Below are 17,253 nucleotides of genomic sequence, written 5' to 3'. Positions count from 1 at the left end.
TTCATCGCTCCCGAAATGTTTCACATGTGAGGTTCATCAATGGCTTTTTGCAAGGCAGCTATCGCATTTGGCATCGTGACATTATCGTTTCTTACACCCGGAATGGCCTTCGCCGATGATGACAAGGAAAAGGCGGCGGCGGCGACCGAGGAGGATGGCAAGTTTCTCGACAAGGAGGGAAATCCGACCTTCAAGATCCAGGCGGACGGTACGGTCGACTGGTATACGTTCAGCGGCTACCGCCGATATCATTCCGACTGTCATGTCTGTCATGGGCCGGACGGCGTCGGGTCCAGTTATGCTCCGGCCTTGGCAGACAGCTTAAAGCGGCTGGATTATGCGAGTTTCCTGTCGATCGTGGCGGAAGGGCGCAAAAATGTCGGTGGCGGCAAGGAGAACGTCATGCCGGCTTTTGGCGATAACAAGAATGTCTACTGTTATCTCGACGACATCTACGTCTATCTGCGGGCGCGTGCGGTCGGTGCAGCCCCCCGCGGTCGTCCGCCGAAAAAGGCCGATAAACCACAAGGGGCGAAAGACTACGAAACCTCCTGTATGGGAGGCTGAGATGAAGCATGGTGTCCAGCCCGGCATCTTTCCGGTAGTGCGGAATCTCGCCCATGGCGGATGGATGATGGCGATTTTCGCAGCAGCGATGAGTGTCATGACACATCAGGTTCTTGCTCAAGGGGCTGGTCTTGGCGCGGCGGGAGAACTTGTCGATCCGGATGTTCTGCGCGTCTGTGCCGATCCGTCCAACATGCCCTTTTCCGATCAAAGCGGCGACGGTTTCGAGGACAAGTTGGCACAGATTGTTGCAGAGGGGACGGGACGAAAATCGGTCGCGTATACGTGGTTTCCCTCGATCAATGGTTTCGTACGCAACACGCTCGGGGCCAACCGCTGCGATGTCATCATAGGATACGCACAGGGTGATGAGTTGGTGCAGAACACCAATGCCTATTACCGCTCGTCCTATGTGCTGGTCTATCGGAAGGGCGGCGATCTGTCGGGGGTCGAAACGCTCGCCGACCCGAAGCTTAAAGACAAGCGCATCGGGGTTGTCGAGGGTACGCCGCCGACGGCTAACATGGCCAAGGCTAAGCTGATGGGGAAGGCGAAGGTCTATCCGCTGATGGTTGATACGCGTGCCATGCCCTCCATGGCAGAGTTGGCGTTGCGTGACATGCAGTCGGGGGTAATCGACGCCGCAGTCCTCTGGGGTCCGATGGCCGGTTATTATGCCTCTCGATCCGGTGCCGAGATGACGCTCGTGCCGCTCACTCATGAAAAGGGCGGCCAGCGCATGATCTACCGGATCACAATGGGAGTTCGCCCTTCCGATCAGAGCTGGAAGCGCACACTCAATACGTTCATCAAGGAAAACCAGGCGAAAATCGACAAGCTACTGTTAGATTATGGCGTGCCGCTGCTCGACGAACGGGATCAGAGGATTACCCAGTGAAGCCATGAGCAGGCTTGAGGCCGGGAAAAACGGCCTGTTCCAGGGACAGTCAAAGGGGAGTGAGGGAAAGATGGATGTCCGCGCCGCTGTAGCCGTTCAGGCAGGTAAACCGCTGGAAGTGATGACGGTTCAGCTCGACGGCCCGAAGGCCGGCGAAGTGCTGGTCGAGATCAAGGCCACCGGGATTTGCCACACCGACGATTTCACCCTCTCGGGCGCCGATCCGGAAGGCCTGTTTCCCGCTATTCTCGGCCATGAAGGCGCCGGTATCGTCGTCGATGTCGGACCTGGCGTCACCTCGCTGAAGAAGGGCGATCACGTCATTCCGCTCTACACGCCGGAATGCCGCGAGTGCTATTCCTGCACCAGCCGCAAGACCAATCTCTGCACCTCGATCCGCTCCACCCAGGGCCAGGGCGTCATGCCGGACGGCACGAGCCGCTTCTCGATCGGCAAGGACAAAATCCACCACTATATGGGCTGCTCGACCTTTGCGAACTTCACCGTTCTGCCGGAGATCGCGCTTGCCAAGATCAATCCTGACGCGCCGTTCGACAAGGTCTGCTATATCGGCTGCGGCGTGACGACTGGTATCGGCGCCGTCATCAACACGGCCAAGGTCGAGATCGGCTCCACCGCGATCGTCTTCGGTCTCGGCGGCATCGGCCTCAACGTGCTTCAGGGCCTGCGGCTTGCCGGCGCCGACATGATCATCGGCGTCGACATCAACCCGGACCGCAAGGAATGGGGCGAAAAATTCGGCATGACCCACTTCGTCAACCCGAAGGAAGTCGGCGAGGATATCGTTCCTTATCTGGTCAACATGACCAAGCGTCATGGTGACCTGATCGGCGGTGCCGACTACACGTTCGACTGCACCGGCAACACCAAGGTCATGCGCCAGGCGCTGGAATCGTCGCATCGCGGCTGGGGCAAGTCGGTCATCATCGGCGTTGCCGGTGCCGGCCAGGAAATCTCCACCCGTCCGTTCCAGCTGGTCACCGGCCGCAACTGGATGGGCACGGCCTTCGGCGGCGCCCGCGGTCGCACCGACGTGCCGAAGATCGTCGACTGGTACATGGAAGGCAAGATCCAGATCGACCCGATGATCACCCACACCATGCCGCTCGAAGACATCAACAAGGGTTTCGAGCTGATGCACAAGGGTGAATCGATCCGCGGCGTGGTGGTCTATTGAGCGGTTTTTTGCCACAAGACGAAGAGACTTGGGGCAACCGCCGGTAACCGGAACAGGATTTTAAGCAGAGGAGGAGACTTGCAATGGACAGTGCAGTTCAAGTTCGCATCCATCCCGCGGTGGATGGTGGCGTAAAGCCCGCCGGCGCCGGCTTTTCCGGTGGCACATTGGTTTGTGAGTGTGTCGACCGCCCGGTGAAGGTGAAAATCGAGGGACAGGTGGCACATAACCACGCGTGCGGTTGCACCAAATGCTGGAAGCCGAAGGGTGCCGACTTTTCGATCGTCGCCGTTGTGCCTCACGACAAGGTGACGGTGCTTGAAAACGGCGACAAGCTCGCCGTGGTTGATCCGAGCGCGCTCATCCAGAGACATGCCTGCAAACAATGCGGTGTTCATATGTATGGTCCGGTCGAGCGGGACCACGCATTCAAGGGACTGGATTTCATCCATCCGGAGCGGTTCCAGGAAAACGGTTGGGCACCTCCGGGGTTTGCTGCTTTCGTATCGTCGATCATCGAATCCGGAGTCAATCCGGAGCGTATGGACGGTGTCAGGGCCCGGCTCAAGGAACTGGGACTCGAGCCCTATGACTGCCTTTCGCCCGGCCTGATGGATTATGTCGCGACATGGGTGGCGAAAAAATCTGGAGTGCTCCCGGCTTGATTTTTGCCTGCAGGATGTTCCCGTTGGCGAAATGCCATACGGCACGGGTTTGCCGTATGGCTCAAGGGGCGGCAATTTGGGCGGGAGGAAGGGTTCGATAGTCGAGGTTACGGACGTCCTCCCTGCCGGTTTGCGATCTGGCGCCGGTAGGGCAGAATTTCTTGTGCTTACTCTTCTTCCCTGGCGATGGTAGCTCCTCGTCCTCAAGGACCATACCTGAAAGCGCAACGCGCAAAGCCAGCCCGTGCCCGCTACCTGCGCATCGCGGCGGTGCTTTTCATATCTCTGATATTTCCGCTTACAGCCCTCCGCGGACATCAGATATAGCCGAGACGCTTCGCATACGGTCGGTAGCGTCGCGTCTTCGGCCCGCGCTCATCCTCGTTCGGCCCGCTGCTTGATCTGAAGAATGGCATCGTTGAATCTTTTTGGCGTGCCGCTGGAACCCGCCAGTTTTCCGACCCTGACCTGATCGATGCGTTTGCCGACCACCATCCTCGGCACGGCGGCCGCGAAGGCACGTTGGAGTTCGAGGGAACGAGGGACATAGGGACATAGGCATGCGGCGTCACGGTGACGGCAGCGATGACTCCCTCGTTGAGTGTCGCCGTGACGGTGATGTGTGAAGGTTGTCCTCCATATTCGCCTGTCGCCGCGTACACCCCGTCGGCATAGCGGGAAGGGCGAGCACTTTGTGCTTCCGCCGTTCCCGCGAGCGTCATCGTCAGAATGGTGCTTAAGAGAATGTTCCTTGTCTGGTTAAGCATCGTGGTTCTTTCTCATGTGAACAGCACCCCTTCAAAATTGTCGGAGACCTCGAGGTGGCCATCGGCAAACATGCGGACGAAGGAGAAGTCATAGGTTGCCATCAGCGGCTGGGTCGCGTCGAAGAAAAGTGCAGTCGCGAGCCCATCGGCCGTCGCCGTGTCGGCCGCGATCACCCAAGTTGCGATGACGTCGGAAGTCGGCATTCCGGTGCGGGCGTCGATGACATGGTGCAGACCATTGCCCCACGTTCGCCGATTGGTCGCGGATGCGCATATGGAGGCGTTGCTCAGGCTGGCCACCCCGATCACCGCGCCCGGATCGAGAGGGTGTTCGAGGCCGACCTCCAGCGCGTGGCTGCCACGATGGCGGATGTCACCACTACCATCGACGATAAAATCCTCAAGACCAGCGGCCAGTAGCAGTTCCGAGACACTATCGACGAGCGCACCCTTGCCAACCGCTCCGAGATCGATCACCAGCGGCCTACGGGTCGTAAGCCTGCTGCCATCCCGGATGACATCGCGGTACCATGTCGGGTGGGAAGTCCCTACCTCCATTCTCTGAGGCGTGAGGGAACACTGCCGATCATATCCCAGCAGTTCGAGGTCGCGACCGACCAATGGATCGACAGCCCCGTCGGTCATCGCATGAAGCCGATCGAACAGATCGAACATCGGGATCGCGTCTGCGGGAAAGTCGAATGTTCCGCCATTCGTTGCGTTCGCAGTCCGCGTGACGATGGAGTCGTCCCGGAACCGCGAATAGACGCTGTCGAAGCGCTCGACCATGTCCAGGATATACTCCTGGATTTCCGCTGCGAGCGGTGCAGGCGTGTCGATCTCCCAGGACGTGCCTATGGCATCGAACTTGAAACGGGAGGACGACACGCCGTCCATGTCAGAGGCCAGTCATCTTCAGGACAGCTTCGGGCAGGCGCTCGCCGACGACCTCGAACTTCGCGAGCACGGACGCGATCTCCTCAAGGTCGGCCAACGTCAGTTCGAGATCGACGCTTCCCATGTTCTCCTTGAGACGGTGCTCCTTTGTCGTGCCGGGGATCGGCACGATCCATGGCTTCTGGGCGAGCAGCCAGGCGAGCGCCACCTGCGCTGGGGACGAGCGCTTGTTCTCGGCGATCACAGTAATCGCATCGACCAGCGCATAATTCGCCTTGCGGGCCTCGGGCGTGAACCTCGGGACAGCGTTGCGAAAGTCGGTCGCGTCGAATTTGGTGTTTTCATCGATCTTGCCCGCCAGGAAACCTGCACCGAGCGGGGTGAAGGGCACGAAACCGATCCCCAGTTCTTCGAGCACGGGAAGCAGTTCCGTCTCGGGGCCACGCCAGAACAGCGAATATTCGCTCTGGACGGCAGCGACTGGCTGGACAGCGTGTGCCTTGCGGATCGTGCCGACGCCTGCCTCCGAGAGGCCGAAGTGCTTGACCTTGCCCTCGGCGATCAGGTCCTTTACCGCACCCGCCACGTCCTCGATCGGAACGGCGGGATCGACGCGGTGCTGGTAGAAGAGATCGATACGGTCGGTCTTGAGCCGCCTCAGGCTTGCTTCGGCGACGGCCTTGATATGCTCCGGACGGCTGTTGGTGCCGCCACGACGTTCACCTGTTTCCAGATCGATATCGAAGCCGAACTTGGTGGCGATCACCACCTTGTCTCGGATCGGGGCGAGAGCCTCGCCGACGAGTTCCTCGTTGACGAAGGGGCCGTATGCCTCGGCGGTATCGAAGAAGGTAAGGCCTTCGTCATGGGCGAAACGCATCAGCTTGATCATCTCTGCCTTGTCGGCGGCGGGGCCATAGGCCGAGCTCATGCCCATGCATCCGAGACCGAGGGCGGAGACTTCGAGGTTTCCGAGTTTTCTGGTTTTCATTGTCATTCTCCTGATGTCACTTGCCGACGCGCGCCTGGAGGTGCGCGGGATATCTGTCTCCGACGATGTCGATCTTCGAGAGCGCGTCCGCGATCTCGAATGGTCTGCGCGCCAGCTTCCGACAGCCCGAAATGCTTGACCTTGCCCTCTGCGATCAGGTCCTTGACCGTTCCGGCAACGTCCTCAATCGGCACGTTCGGATCGACGCGATGCTGGTAGAGCAGATCGATGACATCGGTGCGCAGACGCTTCAGCGACCCCTCTACCGACTGGCGGATGTAGTCGGGCCGGCTATTCATGTGTTGGCCGCCGTCCGGGCTCGGAAGCTCGAAGCCGAACTTCGTGGCGATCACAATCTTGTCGCGGATCGGCTGCAGTGCCTCGCCGACGACATCCTCGTTGGTGAACGGACCGTAGACCTGTGCCGTGTCGAAGAAGGTGACACTGTGATCGTAAGCGGTGCGGATGAGGGCAATGGCATCCCTGGTGTCTGTCGCCGCTCCATAGCCGTGGCTGAGCCCCATGCATCCGAGGCCAAGGGACGAGACTTCAAGTGTTCCGAGGGTTCGTTTTTTCATTGTCATTTCCTTGATCAGGCCGCGCACTTGGCTTGCGCGGCTTCTTCCTGGGACAGAGCCTGCCGCCGGGCGGCAGGAACGATTGTGAAAATCGAGATCAGCAGTGTCGCCACCAGCATGATGGTGCCGGCATCGAACGCATGAGAAACCCTGTGGGCGGTCAGGTCAGCTCCTGTCAGGCCCGAAGAACCGATCGCCGCTATGGCGATGAGGATGCCAAGTCCCACGGAACTGCCGATCTGATGCGCGACGTTTACCGCACCAGAGGCGGCACCTGCATCCTCACGAGCAACACGCGCCACACCGGATGAGGTGAGCGGGCTAAGTGTCAGGCCCTGGCTGATGCCGATCAGGATCATCGGTAACGCGACAGCGGTCCAGTAGTTCGATCCGACACTCGCGCGGCTGAGCCATACCATGGCCACGATGCCGATCAGCATACCCGTGATCAGGATCGTGTTGTGACCAAAGCGCCGAATAAGCCGTGGAACGATGATCGCGATCGGGACATGCAGCATCGTCGCCGGTACGAAGGCCAGGCCTGCCAATGCGGGGCGTAGGCCCGCGACCTGCTGGAGATATAGGGTCGTGAAAAAGAAAAACCCTACCATCGCGCTGATATAGAGGGCGCGGCCTGCATAGGCTCCCGAACGTTCCATGTCGGAAAACAAGCGAAGCGGAAGAATGGGCTGGCTGGCACGTCGCTCAATCAAGACAAACGCACAAAGAATGAAGATGGCTGCGACAATGGTAGCGAAAGTCGTTGTATCCCAGCCTGCCTGCGCGGACCGGATGAAGCCGTAGACGAAGGCACCCATGCCCAGCGTGGACGTCACTGCGCCGGGCAGGTCTAACGTTCCGACGTCTGTTCGTCTCGTGGATGTAGATACGTGCTGCGATGATCATGGCGATGCCGATCGGAAGATTGATCAGAAAACCGATGCGCCATGAGAGCCAGTCGGCAAGGAGGCCGCCGACGACAAGACCGACTGTCGCGGACACGCCTGCCGCCGCACTGTAGAACGAGACCGCTCGGACGCGTTCTTCGCCTTCGTCGTAGGTGGTCTGCAGAAGCGCCAGCGTGGTTGGCGCGAGAATGGCAGAACCCAGTCCCTGGACGGCACGCCAGGACAGCATCCATGCCGATGACTGCGACGCACCGATTGCGACGGATGCGACGGTAAAGATCGCAATGCCGATAACGAACATACGGCGACGGCCGAGGATGTCTCCGGCCCGTGCACCGAGCAGAAGAAAACCGCCGAAGGTGAGCGTGTAGGCGCTCTGGACCCACGCAAGCCCGGCGTCGGTAAAGCCGAGTTCGTTGTGGATTTTCGGCAGACCGGTGAGGACGACCGAGATGTCGAGCACGATCATCACATAGCTGATCAGGATGATAGCCAGGATCGCGGTCTTGTGTGGTGGTGAGGTGGCGGTGTTTCCGTGTGGCATTGAAATCCCGATGATTTGGATGGCTTTCGCCGTCCTCCACGGCAAAGCTGCATTGTGCTGACGAGAAGATAGCTCTTGCCGACCATGTCGATTAGGGGCAGTAATCGGGATGAAGCTATAAGGATGCCTAATGAATGCCGCAGGAGAATTTCAACGATCTGGTCGCATTCGTCACGGTCGCGCGTGAGGAGAGTTTTACGCGGGCAGCCGTGAAGCTCGGTGTCTCGCAGTCAGCACTTAGCCAGACCGTCCGCGGTCTCGAGGAGCGCCTCGGGCTTCGGTTGCTGACCCGCACGACTCGCCGGGTATCGCCCACGGCGGCAGGCGAACGTCTTCTCCAGACAGCAGGCCCTCGGTTCGATGAAATCCAGGCCGAACTGGCAGCGCTCAGCGAGATGCGTGACAAACCCGCGGGCACCGTCAGGATCACGGCTGGCGAACATGCCGCGATCTCCGTGCTGGCACCCGCGCTTGAAAAATTTCTTCCTGATAATCCCGACGTCAACGTCGAGATCACCGTCGACTACGGCCTGACCGATATCGTCGCCGAACGTTACGATGCGGGTGTCCGCCTGGGCGAGCAACTTGCCAAGGACATGATCGCAGTGAGGATCGGACCGGAGATGCGGATGGCCGTTGTCGGCGCGCCATCATATTTTCGCCAACACCCCTGGCCGGAAGTCCCCGAAGACCTGACGGAACATAACTGCATCCAGATCAGGATGCCGACCTACGGCAATATCCTGGCATGGGAGTTCGAGAAGGACGGGCATGAACTCAAGGTGCGGGTCGAGGGGCAGATGGTGTTCAACAACATCGCAATGCGTCTCGATGCGGCGAGACGCGGCTTCGGCCTTGCCTACATGCCGGATGACCTCGTGGCGGACGATATCGCGCAGGGAAAACTGATCCGGGTGCTTGAAGACTGGTGCGCGCCGTTTCCCGGCTATCACCTCTATTACCCGAACCGCCGCCACGCCTCGCCGGCCTTCGCCCTCGTGGTGGACGCGCTGCGATATCGCGGATGATGGGTAATCAACGGAACGTGATTAATAAGGCAGGCTAATACGTTCAATCGGAAATAGGTATCTAATCACCTGAATGGCGTTCGCGTAGCCTCTGTCCAACTTCATGTTGCAAGGCAGGTATCGCGATCATGTTCACCAGAACCCTTTCCGCTGTTGCGGTTTCCGCACTGATCCTCTCCTCGGCCACGGCTTACGCCCAGACAGCGCCAAAGCCGGAGCCCCTGATCATTCAGGAGCAGGGTAGCTTTGCGGTCGGTGGTTCGGTAGCGGCCACACCCGGCACCTATGAAAACAATGCGCCGACCGCTGCGGGTCAGACCCTGCATGGCGACCATGCCTACGTCTTCTACCAGAAGCCGCAGAACCCGAAGCCACTGCCGATCGTCATGCTGCATGGAGCCTTCCAGTCCGCCCGGAGCTGGGAAACCACGCCTGATGGTCGCGAGGGATTCCAGAACATCTTCCTGCGTAAGGGCTTCTCCACCTATCTCGTCGATCAGCCGCGCCGTGGGCGGGCTGGCAATTCCACCGTGGCGGCCACGATCGAGCCGACACCCTACGACCAGCTTTTTTTCGACCAGTTCCGGCTTGGAAAATGGCCGGACTATTTTCAGAACGTCCAGTTCGACCGCAGCCCTGAAGCCCTCAACCAGTTCCTCCGTTCGGTCACTCCCAATACCGGGCCTTACGATGCCAACGTGATCTCCGATGCGATGTCCGCGCTGTTCGACAAGACCGGACCCGCCATCCTCTTCACCCATTCGCAAGCAGGTGGCCCGGGCTGGCTCACGGCAATCAAGAACACCAACGTCAAGGGCATCGTGGCACTTGAGCCCGGCAGTGGCTTCATCTTCCCGGAAGGTGAGGTTCCGGCCGACATGCCGAGTGCGGCCGGCACGCTCAAGGGCGAAGCCGTGCCCGTCGCCGATTTCGAGAAGCTGACCAAGCTGCCGATCGTCATCTACTACGGCGACAATTTCCCGGTCGAGCCGACCAGCGAACGCGGTCAGGACAACTGGCGTGTGCGTCTGGCGATGGCCAAGCTCTGGGTCGACACCGTCAACAAGCATGGCGGCGATGCCACGCTCGTCCATCTGCCCGACGTCGGCATCAAGGGCGGTACTCACTTTCTGATGTCGGACCTGAACAACGTTGAGATCGCCGACCAGGTCTCGAAATTCCTCGCCGACAAGAAGCTCGACTGATCCACCGCCGCAGGCGCGAAAAGAGCTTCAACACCCTTACCGGAACAGACAAGGAGCCAGGCAATGGCCACCGATATCATCAGCCCAAACAGACGCGAGTTTTTGGGAGCGTCTGCTCTCATCGTCTCCGGTGCTATCTTAGGAGTATCCACAATGCCGACGAAAGCAGTCGCTCTCGACTACAAGCAGAACCCGTTTACCCTCGTTTATGACGGCGCGATCACCAAGAACGAACCGGGCAAGGTCAATATCCATCCGGTGAAATACAAGCTCAACGGCCTCGACATCGTTGCCAATGTCTACACGCCGGCGAACTACGATCCGGCCCAGAAATATCCCACGATCGTGCTCGCGCATCCCAACGGTGGAGTGAAGGAGCAGACGACCGGCCTCTACGCCCAGCGTCTGGCGGAACAGGGCTTTATTACGATCACGGCCTATGCCGCCTATCAAGGTGGTAGTGGTGGTGCGCCGCGCAGCACCGATAGGCCGCAATACCGCATCGAAGACATCCACGGCATGGCTGACTTTATCAGCGGTTTTCCCGGTGTCGATACCGCGCGTCTTGGCCTGTTCGGCATCTGCGGTGGCGGTGGTTACTCCCTCGCAGCCGCCAAGACCGACAAGCGCTTCAAGGCGCTCGCAACGCTCAGCATGTTCAACTCCGGACGCGTTCGTCGTAATGGTTTCAAGGATAGCCAGATGGACACGATCCAGCAGCGCCTGCAGCAGGCATCCGCGGCCCGCGCTCAGGAAGCGGCCGGTGGCGAAATCCTCTATTCCGGCGACGCCAATATGACGAATGCGCAGATCGCCGCCTTGCCGTTCGATCTCTATCGCCAGGGCTACGAGTATTATTGGCGCACCAACGCCCATCCCGGATCGACCTTCCGCTATACGACAAGCAGCCTGATGGACCTGATGCGCTGGGATGCGACCGACGAGATCGCGCTGATCGACGTGCCCCTGCTGATGATCGCCGGCAGCGACGCCGACACCCTCTACATGACCGAGGACGCTTTCCCGAAGGCGACCGGCACGAAGGACAAGGAACTCTTCAAGATCGAAGGCGCGAAGCACATCGAGACCTACTGGCTCCCCGAATATGTCGATGCTGCCTTGTCGAAGCTGAAGCCATTCTTCGACCGCCACCTCGCATCGGCCTGACGGTCATTCCGGCCGGGCGCGCCGCCCGCAGCCCCATCCGTCGGCAGATCGGTGCGGGCCAGAACATCCAGAGAGGAAACTATCTTGAAGAAAATCATGTCGGGAATTCTCGGCGCAGCCATCGTGCTCGGAGCCGGATTGGAGACAAGCATGGCACAGGAACCAGCATCGAACCTTGAGACCGCAAAATCCCGGACCCAGCAACTGATGGGCGACATCGCGCCGAAGCTCGCGGAACTGACCGACGATGTTCTTTACGCCGATGTCTGGGAGCGGCCGCAGCTTTCCCAGCGTGACCGCAGCCTCGTGACCGTCAGCGCGCTGATCGCTCTCAACCGTCCGGATCAGCTCAGGTCGCATCTCGTTCGGGCGAAGGCAAATGGCCTGACCGAGGAGCAACTCGTCGAGACCATCACCCACATGGCCTTTTATTCGGGCTGGCCGAGCGCCGTTTCGGCGGTTGCTATCGCCAAAGACGTGTTCGCGGAGAACTGAGCCATGAATCCCAAGTCCATCATGACCGCCGCGATGGCGCTCGGGGCGACCACGGCCTTTGCCGAACCTGATCGTGAGGTGTCCGTAACGCGTGCGGCCTCGCAGGTGGCGACCGCCGGCGCGCCGGAATATTTTACCGGCTCCGTGAAGGTTCAGTCCCGTTTTCAGGCGAGTTCGCCAGCCCGCGTCGGAGGAGGTCTCGTCTCCTTCGAGGCCGCCGCGCGGACTGCCTGGCATACCCACCCGCTCGGGCAGACGTTGGTCGTGACGGAAGGTGTAGGACTGGTCCAGCACTGGGAAGGCAACATTCAGAGAATTGGTCTTGGCGACGTCGTCTGGATACCGCCCGGCGTCAAGCATTGGCACGGGGCCGCTCCCGAAAGCGGCATGTCACATATCGCCATTGCCGAAGCCCTGGATGGCAAGACCGTCGACTGGATGGAGCATGTCAGCGACGAACAGTATGGCCAGAAAAGCGGAGATGTCGGTGAGTAATATCCTTAAAACCTTCGGTGCCGCCGCCGTTGTCGCCACCACCGTCCTCACGGTCGGCATGCAGGTTCACGCCGAACCAACACGCGCGACGATGCCCGACATCGACAGGCTCGTCCACTATACGACAGTGAACCGCGGTGAAGTCACCGAGCACATCATGACGACCCGTGAAGCCATTGAGGCGGTCAAGGCCGGGCAGCCGATTCCGAACGGCACCCATGTCGCTCTCGTCGACTACCGCGACGGAAAGGTGTTCCGCTACTTCATCATGGAGAAGGGCGAAAACTGGGGGCAGGACTACGACGAGAACCGCCGAACGGCCGACTGGCAGTTCCAGTGGTTCAAGCCGGACGGTACGATCAACATGGACGAGAACACCGCACGCTGTCAGCGCTGCCATACGTCGCGGTCGGACAGGGACTTTCTATACACGTTCAACGAAATGCGCCGGTTCGAATTCGAATGACCACTGTCTTTCGTGTCCGACTCTTTCTCGATTTCCTGGCCGTCGCGTTGATCATCGCCTGTCTCGCCTATTGGTGGCTCGACAACCTTTTTCACGAAGTCTTCGGCACAGCGCTGTTTGCGCTTGTGATCGGCCATAACGTCTTCAACAGACGATGGTACGGGAACGTCGCAAAAGGCAGGCGCGACGCAGTCCGGCTGTTCAACATCTTCACGATCGTCTGTCTGGCGGTCGCGATGCTTGTCATGCTGGCGACGAGCCTGCTGATATCTCGCGATCTGTTCTCGTTCATGGCATTGGATGGTGCATTCGCGGTGCGCGAAATCCACATGTTTGCGGGATACTGGACGCTGTTCATCATCGCAATTCATCTGGGTACGAGGTGGCCAGTCGTGATGGGTACTGTCCGGTCGGCGCTGGGTCTAAACTTGCCGAACACGCTTCGCACGATAGTCCTTCGAGTGACGGCGCTGGCCATTTCGATCTGGGGCGTGAAGAGCTCATTCGAGATGGCGTTCGGGGCGAAGCTTATGCTGACCTATTCGCTCGACATGTGGGACTTCCACGAAAGCACGCTTCAATTCTTCGTCAACTACGGGTCGATTGTCGGTCTATGCGCGCTCGTGACGTACTATGGGCTAAATCTTATCAGACGGGTGACGCGTTGATATGTCGGATGCGAACTTGCGAGAGGAATTACGATGGTATTTTCGGGATTTCAAATTTCTATGGGAGCCGCTCTGGCTTTCATCGTCAGCGTTGGGTGGGTCGTCCACTGCTGAGAGTTCGCGGTCCTTCGTATGCGTATCGCAATCTCTCGAAAAAGACCGAATGCTGCCAGCAGAGTGCCGATGCTGCGCCCGATCCAGCGTCCAAAACGCTGGTCAGCCGGGCGGGCCATTCGGCCGGACAACAACACCGTCACGAAGCTGCACCAAGGGATTTCAAGCGCAAATCCACCGAGCAGGTCCGTCAGCTTTGCCCGGATGGCCGTCTCCGGGGGAACGGCTACGGCATAAAGACCGATAAGAAGGCTCTGCTGCTGCGTAAATTCCTCACGCTTAAAATTGCGGCAGAAGAGGCGGTGTTTGAGAGTTATGTCAGTGACCGCTTTCGGCCCAAAGCCGCCATCAGGTCTCCACTATTCTGTAACCGTCGGCGTCGCAAATGATCGCCTGATCGCTCTCCATCCGTTTAATCCTGAAGCAAAACCCGCTCGAGAGCCTTGTTGAACACCTCCCGCGGTTGCGCTCCCGAGAGCGCCACCTTGCCGTCTATCACGAAGAGCGGCACGCCGGTTACGCCGATCTCTTGGGCTGTCTGCAGATCCGCTTCAATATTGGCGTCGATGTTGGGGGATGAGAGTACAATGCCGATTTTTTCGGGGCTCAGACCGATGCTTTTAGCGATCCGCTCGATCACGGAGCGCTCGCCAGTGGCCTCGCCGTCATTCATGTAGGCCTCGAAAAAGAACCTCAGCCACTTTGGCGCCCAAGCCTTCGCCGCTTAGATGTCTTACCGCTCTCGTTGCAATTGCCGCCGGGCCTTGCGCACGCCGTAGAAATGGAAGGACCTGGAAGAAATCATTACATCAGCCCAGGCTTTGTTTCATGCCGCCTCCATCATGACTTTTATCAGGCGGATTACCCCGTAGTAAATTCCTGGACTAACCTCAAGCAAGAGTCATTTAATGTAGAATATCAGGCTGCCATTCATAGTTCTTTCAACCCACTGAATATCATCTGGTCTGATCTTTCTTGCCCTCAGCTGTGCTACAAGCCACTCGTTCCCTCGCGCAGAAGATCGGATAGCTTCTATTTCTTTTTTTGTTCCAGGCTTGGGATGGTGCCCTGTTTCATGCTGCGTGTGGTAATACAAAACGGTGAAGCGTTTGCCATGAAACTTCCTGACCGATTCTGGCAGATTTTCTGCCCAATTCATTCTCCGATGTTCTTTCCGTATCGTCTCTTGGGCATTGGCAGATGGTTGCGCCAGGATCAAAAGTGACAGGGCTATCACAAGATTAAGAAACGATATTCGCTTCTTCATTGGTTGCTCCTTCACATGGCGTTCTGATTAAGCTCAAATGAGGAAGCACCATGGTGGTGGCTTCTGCGATAGATTTTACCGGATTTTACGCAATTTACTCTGGGCTGCGAGGTGAAGAGGGGCTTTTAATAGGAAAGTTCCGACGGGGCGAACACTAGATCGGGTCCAGTCCTCTCACTTCGTCATGAGGCCAGCCTACTGCGGCCACGTGGTGTGATCACCGCTTCAGCGCCAATCAGCGTTTGGCATCGCGTGCCTGTCCAGACGCCCGCAAATCTTCCAGGCTTTTTCCTGCGCAACTGCCACCTGAGAGTGCGTCACCAACCGCCTTTGCCTGCCCGGTCACTGTGATCGTTCCAGCCAGTCGATCGGAGGCCGTAAAGGTTGCCGTTCCGTCTTTCGCTATCCTTGATAGATAGAACACATGATAGGTGTCCTTATTTTGGCAGGTTATGACGAGCGGAAAGTCGTCAAGCGGTCCCTGTGCGTTGGCTGCCGGGCAATGCACGAGCGAGATGGTCGCAGCCGCAAGAATTGAGTTCCTGAGGGAGGAAAAACGCGCCTGTGTATGGTGATATCGCATTGTCTTATCCTCACAAGATTGACGGGGGCAATTTATCTGCGTGGTTGTCTTGCCTCTCCATTGCGGGCGGGCGAGAAACATGCGGGCCAACACTGTCCGGCCCATCGACACTTACGGCTGAGCTGTCTGTCCTTTAGCGGCACGATAGGCCTGAAGATAGCCGCGCGCGACGGAGCGGATGCCGCGCCCGATGGCTGAATAGGATTCGTCCGGTAGGTTGGCGAAAGATACGCGTACAGACCAGTTCGGCGCCTCGAAGCCAGAGCCGTTCAGAACAACGATACCGTGATCCTCGGCAAGCTTGAACGCAATGTCGAGCGGGTGCACGTTCTGCTTGACCCAGTCCGTGACCTCATCGCCGACATATTTTCGCGCCCAGTATTCGTAGTCGATGACACCGTAATAGCGGTCGAAATAGGGGCGGGCGGCAAACTCGATGCCCATGCCATCCATAAGCATTTGGAAGCGCTTTTCACATATCGCCATACACGCTTTTTGATAGAGTTTGTTCTCGTCCATCATCTCCACAAGGCCGAACAATGACATCATGACCTGTTGTGGCAAGGACAGGCCGGCAGTGTGGTTCAGTGCAACATCGCGGCTGTCGGCTACAACTCGGTCGATGAACTTGATGTCGCGCGGCTTCGGCGTTAGCGCTTTGTAACGGGCGTCCATGAGCTTCTGCGTCGCTTCCGGCATCGCCCGGATTGTCTTGTCGAAAATATTGTCCTGGGCGACTGCGACGACACCGAGCCTCCAGCCGGTGCAGCCGAAATATTTGGAGAAGGAATAAACGCCGATCGTGTTGTAGGGGAGATGCCCCATGACGGATTCGAAATTCGGCACGAAGGTCCCGTAGACATCGTCCGTCAGGATCATCAGGTCTGGCCTCTTGGTGCGCACAAAGGAGACCAGCCTTCCCATGGAGTCCGGATCGATGGCGACGGCGGAAGGATTGCCCGGATTGACGATGAACAGCGCCTTGACGGTCTTGTCTTCCAGCGGTCGCAGATCGTCGTCTGTCAGCTGGAAACGATCTTCCGCTTCCGCCGAGATATGGATCTGTTTGAGGGCGTAATCTTCGAGATGCGGCATTTCGAGATAAGGGGTGAAGATCGGCGTGACGAGCGCGATCGTATCGCCGGGATTGAGCAGGCGAGCATTCTTCAGCGCCTTGAAGATATAGCACATAGCCGCCGTGCCGCCCTCGACCGGGTAGAGATCGAACTTCGCCGTCGGGCGGTGACCTGCACACATCGCCCACATCAGATATTCATGGGTTATGGCCTCATTGTGGACCAACGACCGGTCCGGTACCGGGTAGTGATCGCCGATAATCGAGTCCGTCAGTTCGTTGACGAACTTGTCGGGATCGAACCCGAATTTCATGATTGCAAAATCGACGGCAGCTTGCAGCGTATCGGCTCCCGGTGTCTCGGGATCTGCCTTGCGCCTTGAAGTCCACGTCTTGAGACGATCGTAGCAGCCGCTGGTTGGTGGCATGCCGGCCACCCCGGCTTCAGCATCGAAGAAGGTGCGCTTGGATTCCGTCAGGGCGAATTGGCCGAGAAGAAAAAATGCCTCGCGTGCTCGAGTGGCGATCCAGTTGGGATTTCCTCGCCCGGCATTGAGGTAGGCCTTTCCGGCCTTGTCGACCTGTGCAAGTCTGATCAATTCATCCTTGATCTCGAACGGGCTCAGTTCTTCGAATTTCGCATAAATGCTTGCGTCACCCATAATATCCTCCTCGCC

At 58.6% G+C, this 17,253-nt stretch carries 20 protein-coding genes and 1 pseudogene; 12 read left to right on the top strand and 9 right to left on the bottom strand.

Annotated features, from left to right (window positions below):
- Positions 1-102: 102 nt before the first annotated feature.
- The 4 genes from GGE33_RS21890 (at position 103) to gfa (ending at position 3,328) form a co-directional block, all read left to right on the top strand.
- A complete protein-coding gene (locus GGE33_RS21890; RefSeq protein WP_246436381.1) occupies positions 103-567 on the top strand; it encodes a c-type cytochrome, methanol metabolism-related in 465 nt (154 codons plus the stop codon).
- 64 nt (positions 568-631) lie between these two features.
- Complete coding sequence (locus GGE33_RS21885) at positions 632-1,465, top strand: substrate-binding domain-containing protein (protein WP_183828118.1); 834 nt, start codon at positions 632-634, stop codon at positions 1,463-1,465.
- A gap of 70 nt (positions 1,466-1,535) precedes the next feature.
- On the top strand, positions 1,536-2,663 hold the full coding sequence (locus tag GGE33_RS21880) for an S-(hydroxymethyl)glutathione dehydrogenase/class III alcohol dehydrogenase (protein ID WP_183828115.1): 1,128 nt from the start codon (positions 1,536-1,538) through the stop codon (positions 2,661-2,663).
- A gap of 83 nt (positions 2,664-2,746) precedes the next feature.
- A complete protein-coding gene (gfa, locus tag GGE33_RS21875) occupies positions 2,747-3,328 on the top strand; it encodes an S-(hydroxymethyl)glutathione synthase (RefSeq protein WP_183827936.1) in 582 nt (193 codons plus the stop codon).
- Positions 3,329-4,107: 779 nt separating this feature from the next.
- On the opposite strand, the gene GGE33_RS21870 is transcribed toward gfa, so the two are convergent.
- The 5 genes and pseudogenes from GGE33_RS21870 to GGE33_RS27570 all read right to left on the bottom strand — a co-directional run bounded on the left by GGE33_RS21870 (position 4,108) and on the right by GGE33_RS27570 (position 8,013).
- Positions 4,108-4,992, bottom strand: coding sequence for an FAD:protein FMN transferase (locus GGE33_RS21870; protein ID WP_183827933.1), 885 nt, complete (start codon positions 4,990-4,992; stop codon positions 4,108-4,110).
- A gap of 1 nt (position 4,993) precedes the next feature.
- Positions 4,994-5,983, bottom strand: coding sequence for an aldo/keto reductase (locus GGE33_RS21865; RefSeq protein ID WP_183827930.1), 990 nt, complete (start codon positions 5,981-5,983; stop codon positions 4,994-4,996).
- Between the two features lie 95 nt (positions 5,984-6,078).
- Positions 6,079-6,561: pseudogene (locus GGE33_RS21860) on the bottom strand (aldo/keto reductase); the annotation flags it as partial.
- 14 nt (positions 6,562-6,575) lie between these two features.
- The gene (locus GGE33_RS27575) at positions 6,576-7,379 is read right to left on the bottom strand and encodes an MFS transporter (RefSeq protein WP_246436357.1); all 804 of its coding nucleotides are present in this window, start codon (positions 7,377-7,379) and stop codon (positions 6,576-6,578) included.
- Positions 7,267-8,013, bottom strand: a complete 747-nt coding sequence (locus GGE33_RS27570; protein WP_246436355.1) for an MFS transporter — start codon at positions 8,011-8,013, stop codon at positions 7,267-7,269. Before GGE33_RS27570 ends, GGE33_RS27575 begins: the two co-directional genes overlap by 113 nt.
- Before the next feature lie 134 nt (positions 8,014-8,147).
- Here GGE33_RS27570 and GGE33_RS21850 point away from each other — a divergent pair, with 134 nt between their 5' ends.
- From GGE33_RS21850 to GGE33_RS21815, 8 genes are all read left to right on the top strand, one after another.
- Positions 8,148-9,041, top strand: coding sequence for a LysR family transcriptional regulator (locus GGE33_RS21850; protein ID WP_183827927.1), 894 nt, complete (start codon positions 8,148-8,150; stop codon positions 9,039-9,041).
- 128 nt (positions 9,042-9,169) lie between these two features.
- On the top strand, positions 9,170-10,246 hold the full coding sequence (locus GGE33_RS21845; RefSeq protein ID WP_183827924.1) for an alpha/beta hydrolase: 1,077 nt from the start codon (positions 9,170-9,172) through the stop codon (positions 10,244-10,246).
- A gap of 153 nt (positions 10,247-10,399) precedes the next feature.
- The gene (locus GGE33_RS21840; protein WP_246436354.1) at positions 10,400-11,413 is read left to right on the top strand and encodes an alpha/beta hydrolase; all 1,014 of its coding nucleotides are present in this window, start codon (positions 10,400-10,402) and stop codon (positions 11,411-11,413) included.
- A 150-nt stretch (positions 11,414-11,563) separates the two neighbouring features.
- The gene (locus GGE33_RS21835) at positions 11,564-11,908 is read left to right on the top strand and encodes a carboxymuconolactone decarboxylase family protein (protein WP_394353683.1); all 345 of its coding nucleotides are present in this window, start codon (positions 11,564-11,566) and stop codon (positions 11,906-11,908) included.
- 3 nt (positions 11,909-11,911) lie between these two features.
- Positions 11,912-12,403 (top strand): (R)-mandelonitrile lyase, encoded by a 492-nt coding sequence (locus GGE33_RS21830; RefSeq protein WP_183827919.1) that lies wholly within the window; start codon positions 11,912-11,914, stop codon positions 12,401-12,403.
- 58 nt (positions 12,404-12,461) lie between these two features.
- The gene (locus tag GGE33_RS21825) at positions 12,462-12,869 is read left to right on the top strand and encodes a cytochrome P460 family protein (RefSeq protein WP_246436379.1); all 408 of its coding nucleotides are present in this window, start codon (positions 12,462-12,464) and stop codon (positions 12,867-12,869) included.
- Complete coding sequence (locus tag GGE33_RS21820) at positions 12,866-13,537, top strand: DUF4405 domain-containing protein (RefSeq protein WP_183827913.1); 672 nt, start codon at positions 12,866-12,868, stop codon at positions 13,535-13,537. The genes GGE33_RS21825 and GGE33_RS21820 overlap by 4 nt, the downstream gene beginning before the upstream one ends.
- A gap of 8 nt (positions 13,538-13,545) precedes the next feature.
- Positions 13,546-14,040 carry a hypothetical protein gene (locus GGE33_RS21815; protein WP_183827910.1) on the top strand — a complete coding sequence of 165 codons (495 nt, stop codon included), beginning with the start codon at positions 13,546-13,548 and terminating at the stop codon, positions 14,038-14,040.
- A gap of 23 nt (positions 14,041-14,063) precedes the next feature.
- Here the strand turns inward: GGE33_RS21815 and GGE33_RS21810 are convergent, their stop codons facing one another.
- The 4 genes from GGE33_RS21810 to GGE33_RS21795 all read right to left on the bottom strand — a co-directional run bounded on the left by GGE33_RS21810 (position 14,064) and on the right by GGE33_RS21795 (position 17,238).
- On the bottom strand, positions 14,064-14,348 hold the full coding sequence (locus GGE33_RS21810; RefSeq protein ID WP_281388865.1) for a DsbA family oxidoreductase: 285 nt from the start codon (positions 14,346-14,348) through the stop codon (positions 14,064-14,066).
- A gap of 204 nt (positions 14,349-14,552) precedes the next feature.
- The gene (locus GGE33_RS21805) at positions 14,553-14,918 is read right to left on the bottom strand and encodes a hypothetical protein (protein ID WP_183827904.1); all 366 of its coding nucleotides are present in this window, start codon (positions 14,916-14,918) and stop codon (positions 14,553-14,555) included.
- A gap of 235 nt (positions 14,919-15,153) precedes the next feature.
- Entirely contained in the window at positions 15,154-15,453 is a 300-nt protein-coding gene (locus tag GGE33_RS21800) for a hypothetical protein (protein ID WP_183828109.1), read from the bottom strand.
- A 159-nt stretch (positions 15,454-15,612) separates the two neighbouring features.
- Positions 15,613-17,238 carry a bifunctional aspartate transaminase/aspartate 4-decarboxylase gene (locus GGE33_RS21795; protein ID WP_183827901.1) on the bottom strand — a complete coding sequence of 542 codons (1,626 nt, stop codon included), beginning with the start codon at positions 17,236-17,238 and terminating at the stop codon, positions 15,613-15,615.
- Between the last annotated feature and the right edge of the window lie 15 nt (positions 17,239-17,253).

Origin of the sequence: Aliirhizobium cellulosilyticum, assembly GCF_014198105.1 — a bacterium.
Lineage (GTDB): Bacteria > Pseudomonadota > Alphaproteobacteria > Rhizobiales > Rhizobiaceae > Neorhizobium > Neorhizobium cellulosilyticum.
The sequence above is the reverse complement of the archived record's forward strand: the minus strand, read 5'-3'. Positions and strand labels throughout refer to the sequence as shown.

Excerpts from the sequence above, each read along its gene's own strand:
- GGE33_RS21840 (WP_246436354.1), top strand. The coding sequence starts at position 10,400 with ATGCCGACGAAAGCAGTCGCTCTCGACTACAAGCAGAACCCGTTTACC.
- GGE33_RS27570 (WP_246436355.1), bottom strand. The coding sequence starts at position 8,013 with ATGCCACACGGAAACACCGCCACCTCACCACCACACAAGACCGCGATC.
- GGE33_RS21870 (WP_183827933.1), bottom strand. The coding sequence starts at position 4,992 with ATGGACGGCGTGTCGTCCTCCCGTTTCAAGTTCGATGCCATAGGCACG.
- GGE33_RS21880 (WP_183828115.1), top strand. The coding sequence starts at position 1,536 with ATGGATGTCCGCGCCGCTGTAGCCGTTCAGGCAGGTAAACCGCTGGAA.
- GGE33_RS21820 (WP_183827913.1), top strand. The coding sequence starts at position 12,866 with ATGACCACTGTCTTTCGTGTCCGACTCTTTCTCGATTTCCTGGCCGTC.
- GGE33_RS21795 (WP_183827901.1), bottom strand. The coding sequence starts at position 17,238 with ATGGGTGACGCAAGCATTTATGCGAAATTCGAAGAACTGAGCCCGTTC.
- GGE33_RS27575 (WP_246436357.1), bottom strand. The coding sequence starts at position 7,379 with ATGGGTGCCTTCGTCTACGGCTTCATCCGGTCCGCGCAGGCAGGCTGG.
- GGE33_RS21885 (WP_183828118.1), top strand. The coding sequence starts at position 632 with ATGATGGCGATTTTCGCAGCAGCGATGAGTGTCATGACACATCAGGTT.
- gfa (WP_183827936.1), top strand. The coding sequence starts at position 2,747 with ATGGACAGTGCAGTTCAAGTTCGCATCCATCCCGCGGTGGATGGTGGC.
- GGE33_RS21865 (WP_183827930.1), bottom strand. The coding sequence starts at position 5,983 with ATGAAAACCAGAAAACTCGGAAACCTCGAAGTCTCCGCCCTCGGTCTC.
- GGE33_RS21835 (WP_394353683.1), top strand. The coding sequence starts at position 11,564 with ATGGCACAGGAACCAGCATCGAACCTTGAGACCGCAAAATCCCGGACC.
- GGE33_RS21845 (WP_183827924.1), top strand. The coding sequence starts at position 9,170 with ATGTTCACCAGAACCCTTTCCGCTGTTGCGGTTTCCGCACTGATCCTC.
- GGE33_RS21830 (WP_183827919.1), top strand. The coding sequence starts at position 11,912 with ATGAATCCCAAGTCCATCATGACCGCCGCGATGGCGCTCGGGGCGACC.
- GGE33_RS21850 (WP_183827927.1), top strand. The coding sequence starts at position 8,148 with ATGCCGCAGGAGAATTTCAACGATCTGGTCGCATTCGTCACGGTCGCG.
- GGE33_RS21815 (WP_183827910.1), top strand. The coding sequence starts at position 13,546 with ATGCGAACTTGCGAGAGGAATTACGATGGTATTTTCGGGATTTCAAAT.
- GGE33_RS21805 (WP_183827904.1), bottom strand. The coding sequence starts at position 14,918 with ATGAAGAAGCGAATATCGTTTCTTAATCTTGTGATAGCCCTGTCACTT.
- GGE33_RS21890 (WP_246436381.1), top strand. The coding sequence starts at position 103 with ATGGCCTTCGCCGATGATGACAAGGAAAAGGCGGCGGCGGCGACCGAG.
- GGE33_RS21825 (WP_246436379.1), top strand. The coding sequence starts at position 12,462 with ATGCAGGTTCACGCCGAACCAACACGCGCGACGATGCCCGACATCGAC.